Source organism: Pseudomonas sp. FP2338 (assembly GCF_030687515.1).
GTDB classification, from domain to species: domain Bacteria; phylum Pseudomonadota; class Gammaproteobacteria; order Pseudomonadales; family Pseudomonadaceae; genus Aquipseudomonas; species Aquipseudomonas salomonii.
This window is the reverse complement of record NZ_CP117436.1, coordinates 1060556-1077109: the sequence shown is the minus strand read 5'-3', so window position 1 is coordinate 1077109 and position 16554 is coordinate 1060556. Positions and strand designations below refer to the sequence as shown.

Genomic DNA, 16554 nt, shown 5'->3' with positions numbered 1-16554 from the left:
TGTCGGCACTGCAGATGTCCGCAGACTAGCGGTAAAAGCGGCGGGTTTGTAGATCTTTGCAACATTTGCCTGAAAAAGAACTGCGACAAAAAATATCCCCACACAAAAAAGCCCCGAACCAGTCGGGGCTTCACGCTGAGGATGCGGCCTCAGTTAAAACAGCTTAGCGAACCCCATCCTGGCGCAAGGCTGCCGGGGAGAAGTCTGCGGTGGAGGCGGTAAAACCGAAGTCATAGGCCTGCTTCTCTTCGTTCTTCATGCCCAGGGCCAGGTAGCGGCCGGACTGCAGGTCGTAGAGGGTTTCGATGGCGTACCACGGCACTTGCTTGTCGTAGTAGTTCTCGGCATGGGCTTCGGCGACGCGCCACAGTTGGCCGCGACCGTCGTAGTGGTCGATAACCGCTGCTTGCCAGGTGTCTTCGTCGATGAAGAAGTCACGCTTGGCATAGATGTGGCGTTGGCCTTCCTTCAGGGTCGCGACCACGTGCCAGACGCGGCGCAGCTCGTAGCGTGCCAGGTCCTGGTTGATGTGGCCGGCCTTGATGATGTCGGCGTACTTGAGCTTCGGATCGTCGATCTTGTAGCTGTTGGAGGCGATGTAGATTTCTTTCTTGCCTTCAAGCTTCCAGTCGTAGCGGTCCGGTGCGCCGTTGTACATGTCGAGGTTGTCGGAGGTACGCAGGCCATCGGCGGCGGTACCCGGCCCGTCATAGGACACTTGCGGCGCCCGGCGCACACGGCGCTGGCCGGCGTTGTAGACCCACGCCGAACGCGGCTCTTTAACCTGGTCCAGGGTTTCGTGCACCAACAGTACACCACCGGCCAGACGCGCCGGCGCGGTGACTTGCTGCTTGAAGTAGAACAGCACGTTGCCCGGGTTTTTCGGGTCGTAGTCCTTCATCTTGTCGCGGAACACGAACTGATCGCGGAAGTACACCAGGCTGAACGAACCATTGGTTTGCGGCGTGGCCTGGGTCACCAGGCGAGTCACGCTGCCACCGCGATAGCGGGTTATGTGGTTCCAGATAACTTCCACGCCGCTTTTTGGGATCGGGAACGGAACCGCGGTTTCGAAGTTTTCCAGGCCGTTACCGCCGGACACCAGGTTGGTGTTGGTGGCGTTCTTCTTGATCGAGGCAAACACCTCGGCCGGCACGGTAGCGCCGCGATGGGTCGGGTAGACCGGCATCTTGAAGGTGTCCGGGTAGCGCTTGAACATCGCGTACTGCCCCGGCGCCAGCTTGTCCTTGTACTGCTCGACGTTCTGCGCGGTGATGGTGAACTGCGGCTGTTCGCTGGCATACGGGTTGGCCAGGAAGCCACGGGCATCCACGGCGCCGGCATTGGTAGGCAGCGGTGACCATTTAGGGATGGTGCCGGCCGCGTTACCGGCCATTTCGGCGCCCATCGGCGTCAGGGTCGTGCCCAACTTGGCGGCTTCATCCGCCGAGACTGCCGCCATGACGTTGCTCGCCAGGATCGACAGCCCAAGCACACCCACGTGCAACAGACTTTTAGTTATTTTCATGTTCTGGTTCTTCCTGAAAACAGACTGCTTAAAGAGGTTGTGCTTAGAAGTTCACGCCGGCGCTCAGCGCGATGAAGTCACGGTCATCCACGGTGGTGAACTTGCCACCAAAGAAGTTGGTGTAGTTGAGGCTGACGGTGTAGGTGTTCTGGTACTCGGCATCCACACCCAGGCTGACGGCCTTGCGACCTTCTTCAAAGTTGCCGCCAGGGCCTGGCGAGTAACCTTTGACGTCATGGGACCAGGCCACGTTGGGCTTGAGGTTCACACCGGCAAACACATCCGGGTATTCCCAGATGGCCCGGGCGCGATAACCCCAGGACGTGGCGGTGGTGTAGCCGTCGTTGTTGCAGTTGGTGTTCAGGCCGGACGCATTCGGCAGGCCTGCACCTTGACCCGTCGAGTTGTTAAGCGCATTGCAGAAGCCGCCGGGCAGCGTGCCAGGGCCGAAGACCGGATCGCGGCCATAACGTGCCTGGTTTTTGCTCTCCAGGCCGCCCACGTGGGTCACGCCGATTTCGCCCACGGTGGTCAGGCGAGTAGCGCCCATCACCTGATCGAAAAAGTGTGTGAAGGTGGTCTGGAACTGGGTCACTTCCTTACGGTTGTAGCCGTGCAGGTCCTGGCCCGGTTTGCCCTTGAGCACTGACGCATTGCCATAACCCGGAATCGGCGTGACGCCCGCGTACAGGATATCGGTGGTGCTCAGTTGTACCGGCGCGTTTGGCCGGTAGCTCAGCTCACCACTCCAGGCGGTGCCGGTAGGCAGCGTGGTGGAGAAGCTCAAGCCGTAGAGGCGGATATCTTCCGGGTACTCGACGAAGTACTGGGAGCTGCCTGCCACGATCAATGGCCGCAACGCCGCCAGCGGCCCCAGCGGGCGGGTGTAGGCCGAGTTTGGCGCACCGGTGGCGCTGAAGATCGGCGCACGGCTGTGGTAGTTCATGAAGTACGCGCCGAATTCCGTGTCCAGCGGCTCGAAGTTGTAGTGCATGGCCACGCCGAACTGGCCGCTGTCGCGTGCATCACGGTCACCGCCGCGACGTACCAGCACACCTTCGTTGTTCACATCCACGCCCAGGGCGTTAAGGGTGGGCAAGGCCGCGCCAGGGATGGTGGAGCGCTTGTTCAGCACCCGCAGGTTATTGCTGCAACCATCCGAGATGACGTCCGGCTGGGAGAAGAATGTGCCGCAGTTATCGGTGACGGTCTGGTCCCATTCCAGCTGGTAGAACGCTTCGGCCGAGAGGTTATCGGTCAGGGTCTGCGACACGTAGAACATGTTGACCGGAATCAAGCCTTCCTTGATCTCGGCGCCCGGACGACGGAACGCGGACACATCGATAGGGTTGATGGAGTTGATACCGCCACCGATGAAGGTGCTTTCACCCCAGCTCACCACCTGCTTACCAAACCGCACGTTACCCGGCTGATCGGCGATGGTGTAGTTGTGATAGATGAAGGCATCGAGGATCTGCCCGCCGGAGGACTTGGCGCCCTCTTTGCGGTTGTTGTTGCTGACGTTCTTGAAGTCCAGGTCTTCGTTTTGCAGCGCGAAGTCATACCAGTACTTGCCACGCACAAAGATGCCGGTGTCGCCGTATTTCAACTCAAGGTCATGGATACCCTTGAAGATCTTCGAGAAGGAATCACCCTTGTCAAAGTTCAAGTGGCCGTCATCGGAGGTCTGCGATAACCCCCTGCCACCGTTGTTGGCACCGATCAGGTCTTTATTGCGACCGGCAGTCGACCAGCTCGCCCCCACCGACAGGGATGAGTCGAAGCTACCTTCGATTTCACCGATGTTGAAACTGACGCCGAATGCGGGCCCGGCGAGCGTAGAAGCGAGACTGACGGCCAGGGGCAGTCTTGCCCGGCGCCAGAACTGGTTTACTGAGGTCATCGACGCTACTCCATGTGCATTATTGTTATGGCAGTGAGCTCTTTCGTCTGGATGCATGTAACGGCCGGAATACAACGACTCCAATGCCGAACGGCAACCGGGCCCCCATGGCCCGCAGCGCAACATCCTTGAAAAACTCTGAGTGGGACTATAGCCAGCAGGGGGTACCGCTTGATCCCTCTAAAGTGTGATTTGCATCACCAACCCGTCTGCCACAGTCCTTTCGCCACGCCGACGAAGGCCGGCGAGGCAAGGATGGCTGAAAATCCCAAAATCACAAGTGGAGCCGCGAGTTAGAGCATTGCTGCGCCCGAACGGGCGCGGCGAAGGGGGTCAGAGCGTGGACAGGAACGTGCTGTTGTTGGCCTGCCATTCGATGATGTCAACGCGGATACGTTTTTTGTCGAGTTTGCCGACACTGGTCTTGGGAATTTCGGTAACAACGGCGATCTGGCTTGGAATCGCCCACTTGCTCAAGTGGCCCAGTTCGACAAACGGCTTGAGATGCTCTTTGAGCTCGCGGGCACCTATCACATGGCCATCACGCACCACCAGCAACGCAAACGGACGCTCGCCCCACTGTGGGTCGGCGATGCCCACCACCGCTACTTCGCGTACCGCCGGGTGACGGCTGACCAAATCTTCGAGGGCCAATGACGAAATCCACTCGCCGCCGGTCTTGATCACGTCCTTGATGCGATCGCGAATATCGATCACCCCAAACGCGTCCAGCGTGGCCACGTCGCCGGTGTGCATCCAGCCGCCTTCCCACAGCTCGGCGCCCTTTTGCGGCTCGTTGAAATACCCTTCGCTGAGCCACGGCGCACGCAACACCAGCTCGCCCTGGGATTCGCCGTCGGCGGGCAAAAAGTTGCCGTTGCCGTCGATAATTGCCGCTTCCACCAACGGCCCGGGCACGCCGGCCTTGATGCGGTAGGTGGTGCGCTCGTCCTCGGTGCCCGCCATCAACTCTTCGTTGAGGTGAGCGCAGGACACCAGCGGCCCGGTCTCGGACATGCCATACGCGGCAGTCAGTTGAATGCCCCGCGCCTTGGACGCTTCATACAACGTGCGGTTGAGCGCGCTGCCGCCGATGACGATTTTCCAGCCACCAAAATCCACGCCCTGGGCGGCCTTGGCGTTGAGCACCATTTGCAGGATGGTCGGCACGCAGTGGGAGAAGGTGACCTTCTCCTTGCGCCACAGCTCCACCAGGTATTCCGGGTCGTAGCGGCCGGGGTAGACCTGTTTCAAGCCAAGCATGGTTGCCACATACGGCAGGCCCCAGGCGTGCACGTGGAACATCGGCGTGATCGGCATGTACACGTCGTTGGTGCCCAGCAGGCGCACGCTGTCGACGCTGCCCATGATGGTCGCCACACCGATGGTGTGCAGCACCAGTTGGCGGTGGGTGAAGTACACGCCTTTGGGGTTGCCGGTGGTGCCGGTGGTGTAGAAGGTGGTGGCGACGGAATTTTCGTCGAAGTCCTGGAAGTCGTACTTGGGGCTGGCGGCCGCCAGCAGGGTTTCGTACTCGCCGACCAGGTTCGGCAACTCGGCAGTCTTGGCCTCACCGTCAGTGAGCAGCAGGGTTTTGTCGACCGTGGTCAGTTGCCCGGCAATCGCCTGGTAGAGCCCCACGAACTCGCTGTTGACCAGCACAAAGCGGTCTTCGGCGTGGTTCATGGTGTAGAGAATCTGTTCCGGCGACAGACGCACGTTGATGGTGTGGATCACCGCGCCGATCATCGGGATGGCGAACATGCACTCCAGGTAACGGTGGCTGTCCCAGTCCATCACGGCAACCGTGTCACCGGCCTTGACCCCGGCTTCAGTCAGCACATTGGCCAGGCGCGCTACCCGCTCGATCAGGGTTGGGTAGGTGTAGCGCAGCTTGTCGCGGTAGATGATCTCCCGGGTCTTCTCGTAACGCGCCCCGGACATCAGCAGGCGTTTGATCAACAGCGGGTATTGGTAAGCGCCTTCGGCGGGCGGGATAACACGGGTCTGCAACATACGAATCCCTTATCTGACTGCACGGTCTTGGCTAAGACCTGCACTGTAGAGCGCTAATGTTTCAGCCAAATCAGCCAAAGGAATGATTTGCAGCGGCCAATGAATGCTAGCTTTGCGCCAGCATTGGAGCCTTACAGTGATTCCCTGTGGGAGCTGGCTTGCCTGCGATAGCGTCGCCTCGGTGCAACTGATACACCGAGGCGCCTGCATCGCGGGCAAGCCCGACTCCCACAGGTGCAGTGTGTTACTCGTGTGGTTTATTTCATGCTGGTAAACGCCAACTTCACACCAATGGCAATCAGCACCGCGCCCATGGTCCGATCAAACCAATGCCCCATCCGCGCAAACCCGGCGCGTACGCGCTGCTGGCTGAACAGCATGGCCACCAGGCAAAACCACAACGCCGTCGCCACCGCCAGGTACACACCGTAACCGGCCTGGATCGCCAGCGGCGTGTGCGGGTTGATCACCACCGTGAACAGCGACAGAAAAAACAGTGTGGCCTTGGGGTTCAGGCCATTGGTCACAAACCCTGCGGTAAACGCCCCGCGTGGGGTGCGCTCGCCGACTTCAGGGTGCAGCTCGCCTTCGGCGGGCGGCTTGGCCGGCTGCGCGCGCAGGGCCTTGAAACCGATGTACAGCAGGTACGCAGCGGCGGCCCACTTCAGCGCGTTGAACAGCACAATGGACTGCGACACGATCAAGCCGATGCCCAGCAGCGAGTACCCCACGTGCAGGAAAATCGCCGAACCCACGCCCAGCGCGGTCCAGGTGCCGGCGCGACGGCCATGGGTAACACTTTCACGCACCACCACGGCGAAATCCGGGCCGGGGCTGGCCACCGCCAACAAGTGAATCAAGGCTACGGTCAAAAACTCGGCGACGTACATGCTCACTCCATTAAGTAACTGATTATTTCATCTGATAGGCTCGGCAGATTACGCCTTCGAACCTCGCCGCAAAAGGTACAGTTGAGAATGAACAATCGCCGCGCCGTCTTCCTTGATCACCCGTCCCTGGACCTGGGCGACCTCGACCTCAGCGAGCTGCGCAACAGCTTCAGTGACTTGCAGTTGTTCACCGACACCACGCCGCAGAATGTGCTTGAACGCGTGCAAGGCGCCCAGGTGGTGATCAGTAACAAGATCCCCCTCAACGCGCAAACCCTGGCGGCCTGCCCTGAGCTCAAGCTGATCCTGGTGTCGGCCACCGGCACCAACAACGTCGACCTCGACGCCGCCCGCGCCCACGGCATTACCGTGAGTAATTGCCACGGCTACGGCACGCCGTCGGTGGCGCAGCACACGATCATGCTGCTGCTCAACCTGGCGACGCGTCTGAAGGACTATCAACAGGATGTGGCGGCAGGCAAATGGCAACAGGCCAAACAGTTCTGCCTGCTGGACTATCCGATTGTCGAGCTGGAAGGCAAAACCCTCGGCCTGCTCGGCCATGGTGAACTGGGTGGCGCGGTGGCACGCCTGGCCGAAGCCTTCGGCATGCGCGTGGTGCTCGGCGCCATTCCCGGGCGCCCTGCCCGCGCCGACCGCGTGCCGCTGGATGAACTGCTCGCACAGGTCGACGCACTGACCTTGCACTGCCCGCTCAACGAGCACACGCGCGACTTTATCGGCGCCCGCGAACTGGCGCTGCTCAAACCGGGCGCGTTGATCGTCAACACCGCGCGCGGCGGTTTGATCAACGAACAGGCGCTGGCAGATGCCTTGCGCAGCGGCCATTTGGGCGGCGCGGCCACCGATGTGCTGAGCGTGGAGCCGCCCGTGAATGGTAACCCGCTGCTGGCCGGCGACATTCCTCGCTTGATCGTTACTCCCCACAATGCCTGGGGCAGTCGCGAAGCGCGCCAGCGTATCGTCGGCCAACTGGCTGAAAACGCCCGAGGCTTTTTCAGCGGTGCCCCGCTGCGCGTCGTCAGTTGATAAACTGCGCCCCTTTTCAAGGAGCAGACTATGGATCCGCGCAGTGAAGTACTGCTTCGTCAGGCCGAACTTTTTCAAGGCAACCTGCTACTGGTAGGTTTGCCTGCCGACGACTTGCTCGGCCGCCTGCCCAATGCCCACGGTTGGAGCTGGCATGCCGGCGACCAGGCGGCACTGGATGCGCGCTTTCCCGAGCGCAGCCAGTTCGGCGTGAACGTGCCCGAACGCGGGTTTGATGCGGCGGTGATTTTCCTTCCAAAATCCAAAGACCTCACCGACTACCTGCTTAACGCCGTGGCCGCACGCTTGCCCGGCGCCGAGCTGTTTCTGGTCGGGGAGAAAAAGGGCGGCATCGAAAGCGCCGCCAAGCAGATGATCCCGTTCGGCAAGCCGCGCAAGCTCGACAATGCGCGGCACTGCCAACTGTGGCAAGTCACCGTGGCCAACGCTGCGCAGGCGGTCGAGCTGCAAAGCCTGGCGCAAGTCTTCGAGGTGCCGCTGGCCGAAGGGCCGCTCAAGGTAGTGAGCCTGCCCGGCGTGTTCAGCCATGGCCGCCTGGATCGCGGCACCGAGCTGCTGCTGGAGCATCTGGATAAGCTGCCGAGCGGGCATCTGCTCGACTTTGGTTGCGGCGCCGGCGTGCTTGGGGCGGCGGTCAAACGCCGCTACCCGCATAACAGCGTGACGATGCTCGACGTGGACGCCTTCGCCGCCGCCAGCAGTCGCCTGACCCTGGCAGCCAATGGTCTGGAAGCCGAGGTGTTGACCGGTGATGGCATCGACGCCGCGCCGATGGGGTTGAACGCGATTTTGAGCAACCCGCCGTTCCATGTCGGCGTGCACACGGATTATTTCGCCACGGAGAACTTGCTGCGAAAAGCGGCGAAACACCTAGCAAAAGGCGGCGAACTTCGCCTGGTTGCCAACAGTTTCCTCAAGTATCAACCGCTGATCGAAGAGCACTTGGGCGTGTGTGCAGTGAAGGCCGAAGGCAATGGTTTTCGCATTTATCGTGCCAAACGCGGCTGATGGCGATTTGAAAAAGAACGCTTGCCGAATGGGTTTTGCCTAGGCAGAATCCGCTCCGTCCTAGGGGAGTAGTCTCCCACGAGCGCCATGCTCGTCCGGCATACGTCAACATACTTGGTCAACAGACCATGGCGTATGCGACCCAGGAGTCCGCACAGACGGACCGGGGTTTGACAAGACCTATGACACGCACACCTTACCCGGGGCGGGAAGGCTGTACGTGTCATAGCCGTGTCGACCCGCCCCTGGAAACCTACCTGATGCTGGATTCATTACTCGTTCCTACCGCAATCGTTGCCTTGGCCGAAATCGGCGACAAGACGCAGCTGCTCGCGCTCATCCTTGCCGCACGCTTTCGCAAACCCTGGCCGATCATCGCCGGCATCGTCGCCGCGACCCTGGCCAACCATGCGGCCGCCGGCGCCGTGGGGGCCTGGTTCGGCAGCTTCTTCTCGGATGCGGTGTTGCACTGGATCCTCGCAGCGAGCTTCTGTGCCACTGCGCTGTGGACTTTGGTGCCGGACAAACTCGACGATGACGAAGCCAGTACCACGCGCAAGTTCGGGCCGTTCCTGACCACGCTGATTGCGTTCTTCCTCGCCGAAATTGGTGACAAGACCCAGATCGCCACGGTGATGCTGGCGGCGCAGTACCCGGAGTTGTGGCTGGTGATTATCGGCACCACGCTGGGCATGCTGATTGCCAACGTGCCGGTGGTATTGGCGGGTAATTTTGCGGCGGAAAAACTGCCGCTGACCTTGATTCGTCGACTGGCGGCTACGGCGTTTTTCATCCTGGCGGTGGTGGCGGTGTACAAGGCCATGCAGAGCAGCGGCTGGATCTAAGGCTGTAAATCCAAACCAATGTGGGAGCGGGCTTGCTGTGGCGAGCAAGCCTGCTTGCGTTGGGGGGCGAAGCGCCCTCAAAAAGCCGACGACCGCTACGCAGTCGAGCGGGAGCAAGCCCGGCTCCCACACTGGATTGCGTTAATTCAGGATTTTTTGGCCTGCTGGTAAAGCGGCATCACCTTCGGAATCGCCGCCTGCAACGAGGCGATTCGGCTGTCGGAAGCCGGGTGGGTGCTCATGAACTCCGGTGGCGCGCCTTCCGACGCCTTGGCCATCTTGTTCCACAAGGTGATCGCGGCATTCGGGTTGTAACCCGCGCGGGCCGATAGCTCGAGGCCGATCAGGTCGGCTTCGTTTTCATTGGCACGGCTGTTAGGCAAGGTCATACCGTAGTTGGCCACGGTATCGGCCAACGCCAGGCTGTCCTGGCCCAGGCCGAACAACGCACCGGCGCCCTGCTTGGCCATCTGGATGCCATACGCCTTGGACATGGCCTCACGCCCGTGTTCACGCAAGGCGTGGGCGATTTCATGACCCATCACGGCGGCCAGCTCGTCGTCGGTGAGCTTGAGCTTGTCGATCAACCCGCTGTACACGAAGATCTTGCCGCCAGGCCCGCAGTTGGCGTTCATCTCATCGCTTTTGATCAGGTTCACTTCCCACTTCCACTGCGCCGCATCCGGGCGGAAAGTCGGCGCCTGGGCGATCAGACGGTTGGCGATGGCCTGCACGCGCTTGGCGTTGGCACTGGTCTTGTCGAGCATGCCCTTGCCGCTCGCCTCGCCCAGCGTCTGCTGGTAGGACTGGGCATACATCTGGTCGACTTCCTGGCTCGACAGCATGCTGAACATGTACTGCTTGCGCTCCACGCCAACGGCACCGCCGCTGGTGGTGTTAACCGACTGGCAACCTGCCAGCAGCATCGCTGCGCTGAGTACGCTTACTGCCAATGACTTTTTCATGACGCTCTCCCTGAAACCTGGTGCGTATCCTAGGCGGTCATTTGTATCAACGCCAGATACACGCGACGTTTAACCACTAACTTTCAGATACATCCCACACACCCACAGCGGCGGCGAACAGCTCGTTTGCGACATCTCGCACTATTTTGCCGGCCAAGCCTTAAGCCTCCAGAGCCCATGGCCGATACATAAAAGGCAGCCCACTTGCCCCTGCGCCTGGAGCCTCCATGAAATTCAAGTCGATTCAGTTTTCTGTCGCCGCATTGACCGGGGCCATCGTACTGAGTGTGGTCGCGGTGCTGGTGCTCTATGCGGTGTTTGCCGGTGCACGCACCCAGGAGCTGGTGCAGGAGCGCACCCAGGCGCAATTTGAGCAGATCATCGAGCAGCGTCTCACCGCCCTGGCGCAAACCCAGGCCACGCTGGTCCAGCGCGAACTGGAAGCACCGCTGGTGACCGCCAAAGGCCTGGCCACCGCCAACGCCCTGCTGGCGATGAAAGACGCCAAGGGCGAACCCGCGCTGCAGGTGGGCCGTGAGCAATTGATCAACCTGCTGCATGAAACCGTGGCGCGCAACCCGAAAATCCTCGGCGCCTACATCGGCTGGGAACCCAATGCCATCGACCATAACGACGCCGCCTACGTAAACACCCCAATTGTCGGCATGGCCGCCGACGGCCGTTTCCTGCCGTGGTGGTACCGCAACGCCGATGGCAGCCTGGGCCTGGATAAGCTCGCCGACGTCAACGACCAGAAAATCCTGTCCACCGGCGTGCGCGCCAGTGAGTACTACCTGTGCTCCAAAGAGAGCAAGAAACCCTGCGCCATCGACCCGGCGCCTTACAAGGTCGGGAATGCGATGGTGATGCTGGCCTCGTTTATCGAACCGATCATGGTCGACGGCACGTTCCAGGGCATCGTCGGCGCCGACCTGTCGGTGAACTTTATCCAGGACATGCTCACCCGCGCCGACCAGAACCTCTATAACGGCGCCGGCGAACTGGCGCTGATCTCCAGCAACGGTCGCCTGGTGGCCTACACCAAGGACGCCAGCAAGCTTGGCGAAAAAGCCAGCGACCTGCTCGACAGCAACGAGCTGGCCAACCTCGGCCAGTTGAAAGTCGGCGAAGTGCGCTACGACATCGACAAGGAACACGGGCATATCGAACTGTTCCTGCCCTTCAACATCGGCCAGACCGAAGCGCGCTGGACCTTGATGCTGCAACTGCCGCTGAGCGCTGTGATGGCCGACTCGCAGAAGCTGCAAAGCGATCTGCAAGCCCAGCGCAAGACCGACACCTTCGGCATGGCCATGGTCGGCCTGTTGATCGCCGGTATCGGCTTGCTGGTGATCTGGCTGGTGGGCCATGGCATCGCCCGCCCGCTCAAACAGATGGTGGCGATGCTTAACGATATCGCCCAGGGCGAAGGCGACCTCACCCGCCGCCTCACCAGTGATCGCGCCGATGAGCTGGGCGCGATCGCCAACGGCTTCAATACCTTCCTGATCAAGTTGCAGGGCATGATCACTCAGGTGGTGAGTTCGGTGCAGAAGGTCAGCGACTCATCGGAACACACCGCCGACATCGCGATTCGCACCAATCAGGGCGTGCATAAACAAATGGTCGAGATCGACCAGGTGGCCACCGCTGTGCACGAAATGACCGCCACTGCGCAAGACGTGGCACGCAACGCCACCCAGGCCGCGCAAGCTGCCAGCCACGCCGACCAGGCCGCGAGCCAGGGCATGCGCATTGTGCGCGAGACGTCCACGTCCATCGGCGCGCTGGCTGAAGAAATCGGCAAGGCCGTGGGCGTGGTGCAAACCCTGGCCAAGGACAGCGAAAACATCAACGCGATCCTCACGGCGATTCGCGGAATTGCCGAGCAGACCAACCTGCTGGCGCTCAACGCCGCCATTGAGGCGGCCCGTGCTGGCGAGCAAGGCCGTGGTTTTGCAGTAGTGGCCGATGAGGTGCGCAACCTGGCGCAGAAAACTCAGAAGGCCACCGAAGAAATCCAGACCATGATCCAGCAGCTGCAACAAGGCACGCGGGACGTGGTGCGGGTGATGGAAGACAGCCAGAACCGTACCGACGAAAGCGTGCAGCACGCGGCGAAGGCGGCCCAAGCGCTGGAGACGATTACCCAGGCGGTGTCGGTGATCAACGACATGAACACGCAGATCGCCAGCGCAGCCGAAGAGCAGAGTGCGGTGGCCGAGGACATCAATCGCAATGTGATCAATATTGGCCAGGTGGCCAATGAAGTGGCGGGCGGTGCGGATGAGTCCAGTGCGGCGAGTGCGGATCTGACCAAGTTGGCGGAGCAGCAGCGGCGGTTGATCAATCAGTTCAAGGTTTAGCGATCTGCGGTGGCTTTGAGGCCGCCTTCGCGAGCAAGCCCGCTCCCACATTTTGATTTGTGAACACCTTCAAATGTGGGAGCGGGCTTGCTCGCGAAGAGGCCAGCAAATTCAACCTCAACCTGGCGTCAGGCACTCCGGCCCATTGAGCTTGGGATCATTGACCATATTGGCCAACACCCGCTCGCGCAACGCGGCAGGCTCGCTGGCCAACAAGCCCTGCAACACGTGCAGCGGCGTCTCAGGATTCAGCCACGCCTCTTGCCCCGCCGCATCCAGAATCAACGGCCGCCGCTGGCTCTGGGCGGCCTGGGTCACCACCGCTGTACTCAGCCACACCTGCTCCTGCACCGGATAAGCCTCCCAGATCGCCGCAAAAAACAGCGTCGAGCCTTCGCCCGGCGTCAGCCAATACGGGCGTTTACGCTGGGTGCCGCGCCATTCGTAGAAACCGTTGGCCGGCAGCAGGCAGCGGCGCTGGCGCAAGGCTTCGCGAAACATCGGTTGTTCGGCCAGGGTTTCGGCGCGCGCGTGGGCTGGCGTGCGCGAAAGGTCGGTGAGCCACGGTGGCGTGAGGCCCCAGCGCGCACGGGCCAGGGTGCGCTGGCCTTCGCTCAGGCGCTGGATCAGCACCGAATCATTCGGGGAGATGTTCCACTGGGCCTGCTGATCGGCCGGGAAGCCCGGCAAGGCAGCAAAAGAAGGGTTCCAGCGAAACAGGGCATAACGTCCACACATGGGGCAACACGACTCTTGGGGTAAACCGACCGACAGCCTAACAGACCAACACGTCGGGGAAGCTGTCGGGTTCATCGCCGGGCATGGGTTGCGCGCCGTTGTAGGCCGTAATCAATTCACGGGCGTAGGCGGCCTGGTCGTTGTCCACTTCCAGGCCCAACAGGCCGAAGATCGGCAATTCGCCGGTGCCACCGAGCAAATGGCGCCCTACCAGGTGCGCCTCGATGCCTTCACTGGCAAGCATCTGTTGCAGCAGCTCGCCTTCCATCAGGTTTTCCGGTTCGTAGATTCGCTGCATGGGGTGTACCTGTTACTCGTTTTCGCTGCGCACGCTCAGCATCCATTCGTCCTCGTGCACCTGTAGTTCGAACGTAATGGGCCGGCAGCACACCGGGCAATCCTCTATATATTGCTGATCACCTCCCGACAGGTCCAGCAACGCCGTGACCACCTCTCCACAATAAGGACATTCGTACGACTCCTCTTCCATCGCGGTCTCCCAGGTGACTTGTGCGTATAATCGCCGGTCTATTTACAGGGCTATTCACGGCAGAGCCAATATTGCGGCCGCACCCTGATATTTCCTTTACTTACCCTAGCCGTTTCTAACAAGAGAGCATGATGGGCGAATTCGATACCATCCGACCTTACAACGACAGCGAAGTCCCGGCCGTGCTGGCGCGTCTGTTCAGTGACAAGGCCTTTCTGGACATCCTGACTCACTTTCGCTTCCCGCGCTTTGCCGGCGCCCTGGGCTGGCTGCTCAAGCCGATGATCGCTCGCAAGCTGCGCCGTGAGTTTGCCGGCGTCACTACCGTGGCCACGCTGCAGGACAAAGTCGAGTATTACGTCGACCACACCATTGATCGCGCGACCGACGGCGTGACCTATACCGGCGTCGAGCAGCTCAAGTCCGGTACCGCCTATCTGTTTCTGGCCAACCACCGCGATATCGTGATGGACCCGGCCTTCGTCAACTATGCCGTGTACCACGCCGGCCTGCCGACGCCACGTATCGCCATCGGCGACAACCTGCTGCAAAAGCCGTTTGTCAGCGACCTGATGCGCCTGAACAAGAGCTTCATCGTGCACCGCTCGATCACAGGGCGAAAGGAGAAGATGGCGGCGTATAACCTGCTGTCGGCCTATATCAACCATTCGATCCGCAACGACTGCCAGTCGATCTGGATCGCCCAGGCCGAAGGCCGCGCCAAGGATGGCGACGACCGCACCGAGTCGGCAATCCTCAAGATGTTCCACGTCAGCCGCAAGGACGAGCCGTTTGCCGAGGTGATCCAGTCGCTGAACCTGACGCCGGTGTCGATCAGCTATGAATACGACCCGTGCGACAGCGCCAAGGCCCGCGAGCTGTACATCCGCGCCACCACCGGCACCTACAGCAAGGCGCCAGGCGAAGACGATGTGAGCATTGCGCTGGGCATTACCGGCTACAAGGGCCGCGTGCACGTGAACTTTGCCCCGCCGATTACCGAGCGTTTTGAAGACACCAAGCTGCTGGCCGTGGAAATGGACCGGCAGATTCTCGGCGGTTATCGCCTGTTCCCGGTGCATTACCTGGCGTACGCGCAATGGAGCGACGCCGACCCGCAATTGCAGGTGCCGGCGGCAGCCGAGGTGTTCCCGGCCGATGAGCTGGCCAAGGCCAAGGCGGAGTGGGAGCGGCGGTTGAATGAGTGCCCGGCGGAACACCGGCCGTACTTGGTGACGCAGTATGCGACGCCGGTGAGGAATCAATACCGGGTCAAGGCCGGGATTCCCCTCTAAACACCAAACCAAAATGTGGGAGCGGACTTGCCCGCGATGGCGGCGTGTCAGAACCGAATTTGTCGACTGACACACTGCTATCGCGGGCAAGCCCGCCCCCACATTGGTTTTTCGGTGGTTTTAGAGGTGGGTGCTGAACCAGGACACGGCCAGCGCCAGGGCGAGGCAGGCAAACCCGACGCGGTATGCCAGGCGATGCGACCGTTCGGTACGCACATCCAGAAACAACATCGGTTGGTCGATCGCGCGGTCTTCGCTTTGGGCGGTCAGGTCGGCCAGCGCTCGCTGCTCGCGCAGGCGGGTAATGAACAGCAGCGCTGCACCCGGGCAGGCCACCAATAAAGCCACAGCATTGATCAGCAGTGCGGACAGCGCCATCGCAAACCTCGGTAGACGAGTGTCTTGGTATCAATTCAGATACAAACCCGAATGATATTGGCCTCCTGCCGCTGAAACGTTCCGTCCCCCATGTACGGTTAATGTATCCAGTAATTTACAGCGTCACCTGAACGTCACCTTAACAAGCCACTCTGTTGCCCTTCGAACGCTTGGGAGCTTGTCATGCTGCACGCACAAAACCAGGATCGGCTGTACCTGATGGCCCAGAACGATGAGCAGGAAGCGCTGGTCGGCAGCCTTGCATTCAACGTCCAGGACCGCCACTGGCTGGTGTATTGCGCCCTCGGCGGGCACCAGCATGCCGACCTGCCGGAGCTGGACTTGCTCACAGGCGTGAGTGTGCTGGACTTTTATGTCGAAACGGCTGCATGAAGGCTACAGGCATAAAAAAACCGGACTCATTGATGAGCCCGGTGATCGGGGGCGTTGCGCGCCCGCCTGACGGTTACTGCGCGTTGAGAAGCGAACCGATGCTCGGGTCTTTGAACAAGCGCGTCAGGGCGTCGCTCAACACGTCGCTGACCAGCTTGGTGTTGGTTTCCTGGTTCGGCGACATACCGAAACGCTGGTTCAGGGACGCGCCGTAGCGGCCACTGTAGCGGCGTGTACCGGCGCTGACGTCGGACTTGAAGGTCGCGCCGATGGACGCTTCCGTCACATACAGGCCTTCTTTGGGCGACTGGTACTTGAGCTCAGCCAGGGTGATGGTCAACTGCGGCGCGCCCGGCGAGTTGGCCGGGGTAAAGCCCAGCAGGCGCACGGCGGCTTCAGCCTGGGCTTGCAGCTTGGGCAGCACGTCCTGACCTTGGACCGAAATCAGCGCAGTCTCAGGGTACAGGCCACCACGGGAGCCCAGGGTGGGCGAAGGACGACCATCTACCACGCGCACCGACACCGGTTGGCCATGGCCGACAGGCGCCAGTTGCGCCGTGACTTTAGGTTGCGGGCTGAGTTGTTGCGGGCTGTTGGCGCAGCCAACCAGGGTCAAACTGGTCACAGTGATCAAACCGAACAACAGGCGTTGCAACATACTCATTTCT

At 61.0% G+C, this 16554-nt stretch carries 16 protein-coding genes, 1 pseudogene and 1 riboswitch; of the genes and pseudogenes, 7 read left to right on the top strand and 10 right to left on the bottom strand.

Annotated features, from left to right (window positions below; all coding sequences use genetic code 11):
- Positions 1 to 163: 163 nt before the first annotated feature.
- The 4 genes from PSH96_RS04760 to PSH96_RS04745 form a co-directional block, all read right to left on the bottom strand.
- Positions 164 to 1528 carry a DUF1329 domain-containing protein gene (locus tag PSH96_RS04760; protein WP_305457810.1) on the bottom strand — a complete coding sequence of 455 codons (1365 nt, stop codon included), beginning with the start codon at positions 1526 to 1528 and terminating at the stop codon, positions 164 to 166.
- Positions 1529 to 1571: 43 nt separating this feature from the next.
- Positions 1572 to 3431, bottom strand: a complete 1860-nt coding sequence (locus PSH96_RS04755) for a DUF1302 domain-containing protein (protein ID WP_305457808.1) — start codon at positions 3429 to 3431, stop codon at positions 1572 to 1574.
- 333 nt (positions 3432 to 3764) lie between these two features.
- On the bottom strand, positions 3765 to 5447 hold the full coding sequence (locus PSH96_RS04750) for a fatty acid--CoA ligase (RefSeq protein ID WP_305457806.1): 1683 nt from the start codon (positions 5445 to 5447) through the stop codon (positions 3765 to 3767).
- Positions 5448 to 5704: 257 nt separating this feature from the next.
- On the bottom strand, positions 5705 to 6337 hold the full coding sequence (locus tag PSH96_RS04745) for a LysE family translocator (RefSeq protein ID WP_065930304.1): 633 nt from the start codon (positions 6335 to 6337) through the stop codon (positions 5705 to 5707).
- Between the two features lie 87 nt (positions 6338 to 6424).
- Here PSH96_RS04745 and PSH96_RS04740 point away from each other — a divergent pair, with 87 nt between their 5' ends.
- The 3 genes from PSH96_RS04740 (at position 6425) to PSH96_RS04730 (ending at position 9261) form a co-directional block, all read left to right on the top strand.
- Positions 6425 to 7387 carry a 2-hydroxyacid dehydrogenase gene (locus PSH96_RS04740; protein ID WP_305457804.1) on the top strand — a complete coding sequence of 321 codons (963 nt, stop codon included), beginning with the start codon at positions 6425 to 6427 and terminating at the stop codon, positions 7385 to 7387.
- Between the two features lie 30 nt (positions 7388 to 7417).
- Positions 7418 to 8416, top strand: a complete 999-nt coding sequence (locus PSH96_RS04735) for a class I SAM-dependent methyltransferase (protein ID WP_305457802.1) — start codon at positions 7418 to 7420, stop codon at positions 8414 to 8416.
- A gap of 51 nt (positions 8417 to 8467) precedes the next feature.
- A riboswitch (yybP-ykoY riboswitch) is annotated at positions 8468 to 8587 on the top strand.
- Between the two features lie 89 nt (positions 8588 to 8676).
- Positions 8677 to 9261: a TMEM165/GDT1 family protein gene (locus tag PSH96_RS04730; RefSeq protein ID WP_101266603.1), complete on the top strand. Its 585-nt coding sequence runs from the start codon at positions 8677 to 8679 to the stop codon at positions 9259 to 9261.
- Between the two features lie 146 nt (positions 9262 to 9407).
- On the opposite strand, the gene PSH96_RS04725 is transcribed toward PSH96_RS04730, so the two are convergent.
- The gene (locus PSH96_RS04725; protein WP_056859003.1) at positions 9408 to 10226 is read right to left on the bottom strand and encodes a M48 family metallopeptidase; all 819 of its coding nucleotides are present in this window, start codon (positions 10224 to 10226) and stop codon (positions 9408 to 9410) included.
- A 227-nt stretch (positions 10227 to 10453) separates the two neighbouring features.
- Between PSH96_RS04725 and PSH96_RS29510 the strand changes: the two are divergent.
- Positions 10454 to 11686 (top strand): annotated as a pseudogene (locus PSH96_RS29510) (methyl-accepting chemotaxis protein); the annotation flags it as partial.
- A gap of 63 nt (positions 11687 to 11749) precedes the next feature.
- Positions 11750 to 12592 (top strand): methyl-accepting chemotaxis protein, encoded by an 843-nt coding sequence (locus PSH96_RS29505; RefSeq protein ID WP_370694352.1) that lies wholly within the window; start codon positions 11750 to 11752, stop codon positions 12590 to 12592.
- Between the two features lie 117 nt (positions 12593 to 12709).
- Here PSH96_RS29505 and PSH96_RS04715 read toward each other — a convergent pair whose 3' ends face one another.
- From PSH96_RS04715 to PSH96_RS04705, 3 genes are read right to left on the bottom strand one after another with little or no spacing between them, the layout of a single operon-like run.
- A complete protein-coding gene (locus PSH96_RS04715; protein WP_056859005.1) occupies positions 12710 to 13330 on the bottom strand; it encodes an SOS response-associated peptidase in 621 nt (206 codons plus the stop codon).
- A gap of 37 nt (positions 13331 to 13367) precedes the next feature.
- On the bottom strand, positions 13368 to 13628 hold the full coding sequence (locus PSH96_RS04710) for a putative signal transducing protein (protein ID WP_017138212.1): 261 nt from the start codon (positions 13626 to 13628) through the stop codon (positions 13368 to 13370).
- A 12-nt stretch (positions 13629 to 13640) separates the two neighbouring features.
- A complete protein-coding gene (locus PSH96_RS04705; protein WP_056859006.1) occupies positions 13641 to 13820 on the bottom strand; it encodes a CPXCG motif-containing cysteine-rich protein in 180 nt (59 codons plus the stop codon).
- 131 nt (positions 13821 to 13951) lie between these two features.
- Between PSH96_RS04705 and PSH96_RS04700 the strand changes: the two genes are divergently transcribed.
- A complete protein-coding gene (locus PSH96_RS04700; protein ID WP_305457798.1) occupies positions 13952 to 15115 on the top strand; it encodes a 1-acyl-sn-glycerol-3-phosphate acyltransferase in 1164 nt (387 codons plus the stop codon).
- A 120-nt stretch (positions 15116 to 15235) separates the two neighbouring features.
- Here PSH96_RS04700 and PSH96_RS04695 read toward each other — a convergent pair whose 3' ends face one another.
- On the bottom strand, positions 15236 to 15493 hold the full coding sequence (locus PSH96_RS04695) for a hypothetical protein (RefSeq protein ID WP_305457796.1): 258 nt from the start codon (positions 15491 to 15493) through the stop codon (positions 15236 to 15238).
- A gap of 183 nt (positions 15494 to 15676) precedes the next feature.
- Between PSH96_RS04695 and PSH96_RS04690 the strand changes: the two genes are divergently transcribed.
- Positions 15677 to 15886: a hypothetical protein gene (locus PSH96_RS04690; RefSeq protein WP_305457794.1), complete on the top strand. Its 210-nt coding sequence runs from the start codon at positions 15677 to 15679 to the stop codon at positions 15884 to 15886.
- Between the two features lie 73 nt (positions 15887 to 15959).
- Here PSH96_RS04690 and PSH96_RS04685 read toward each other — a convergent pair whose 3' ends face one another.
- On the bottom strand, positions 15960 to 16544 hold the full coding sequence (locus PSH96_RS04685) for a YajG family lipoprotein (protein WP_017138217.1): 585 nt from the start codon (positions 16542 to 16544) through the stop codon (positions 15960 to 15962).
- Positions 16545 to 16554 lie beyond the last annotated feature (10 nt).

Coding starts and splice junctions, on each gene's coding strand:
- PSH96_RS04685 (WP_017138217.1), bottom strand. CDS start 16,544: ATGTTGCAACGCCTGTTGTTCGGTTTGATCACTGTGACCAGTTTGACC.
- PSH96_RS04730 (WP_101266603.1), top strand. CDS start 8,677: ATGCTGGATTCATTACTCGTTCCTACCGCAATCGTTGCCTTGGCCGAA.
- PSH96_RS04735 (WP_305457802.1), top strand. CDS start 7,418: ATGGATCCGCGCAGTGAAGTACTGCTTCGTCAGGCCGAACTTTTTCAA.
- PSH96_RS04750 (WP_305457806.1), bottom strand. CDS start 5,447: ATGTTGCAGACCCGTGTTATCCCGCCCGCCGAAGGCGCTTACCAATAC.
- PSH96_RS04755 (WP_305457808.1), bottom strand. CDS start 3,431: ATGACCTCAGTAAACCAGTTCTGGCGCCGGGCAAGACTGCCCCTGGCC.
- PSH96_RS04745 (WP_065930304.1), bottom strand. CDS start 6,337: ATGTACGTCGCCGAGTTTTTGACCGTAGCCTTGATTCACTTGTTGGCG.
- PSH96_RS04725 (WP_056859003.1), bottom strand. CDS start 10,226: ATGAAAAAGTCATTGGCAGTAAGCGTACTCAGCGCAGCGATGCTGCTG.
- PSH96_RS04690 (WP_305457794.1), top strand. CDS start 15,677: ATGCTGCACGCACAAAACCAGGATCGGCTGTACCTGATGGCCCAGAAC.
- PSH96_RS04760 (WP_305457810.1), bottom strand. CDS start 1,528: ATGAAAATAACTAAAAGTCTGTTGCACGTGGGTGTGCTTGGGCTGTCG.
- PSH96_RS29505 (WP_370694352.1), top strand. CDS start 11,750: ATGATCACTCAGGTGGTGAGTTCGGTGCAGAAGGTCAGCGACTCATCG.
- PSH96_RS04740 (WP_305457804.1), top strand. CDS start 6,425: ATGAACAATCGCCGCGCCGTCTTCCTTGATCACCCGTCCCTGGACCTG.
- PSH96_RS04705 (WP_056859006.1), bottom strand. CDS start 13,820: ATGGAAGAGGAGTCGTACGAATGTCCTTATTGTGGAGAGGTGGTCACG.
- PSH96_RS04695 (WP_305457796.1), bottom strand. CDS start 15,493: ATGGCGCTGTCCGCACTGCTGATCAATGCTGTGGCTTTATTGGTGGCC.
- PSH96_RS04710 (WP_017138212.1), bottom strand. CDS start 13,628: ATGCAGCGAATCTACGAACCGGAAAACCTGATGGAAGGCGAGCTGCTG.
- PSH96_RS04700 (WP_305457798.1), top strand. CDS start 13,952: ATGGGCGAATTCGATACCATCCGACCTTACAACGACAGCGAAGTCCCG.
- PSH96_RS04715 (WP_056859005.1), bottom strand. CDS start 13,330: ATGTGTGGACGTTATGCCCTGTTTCGCTGGAACCCTTCTTTTGCTGCC.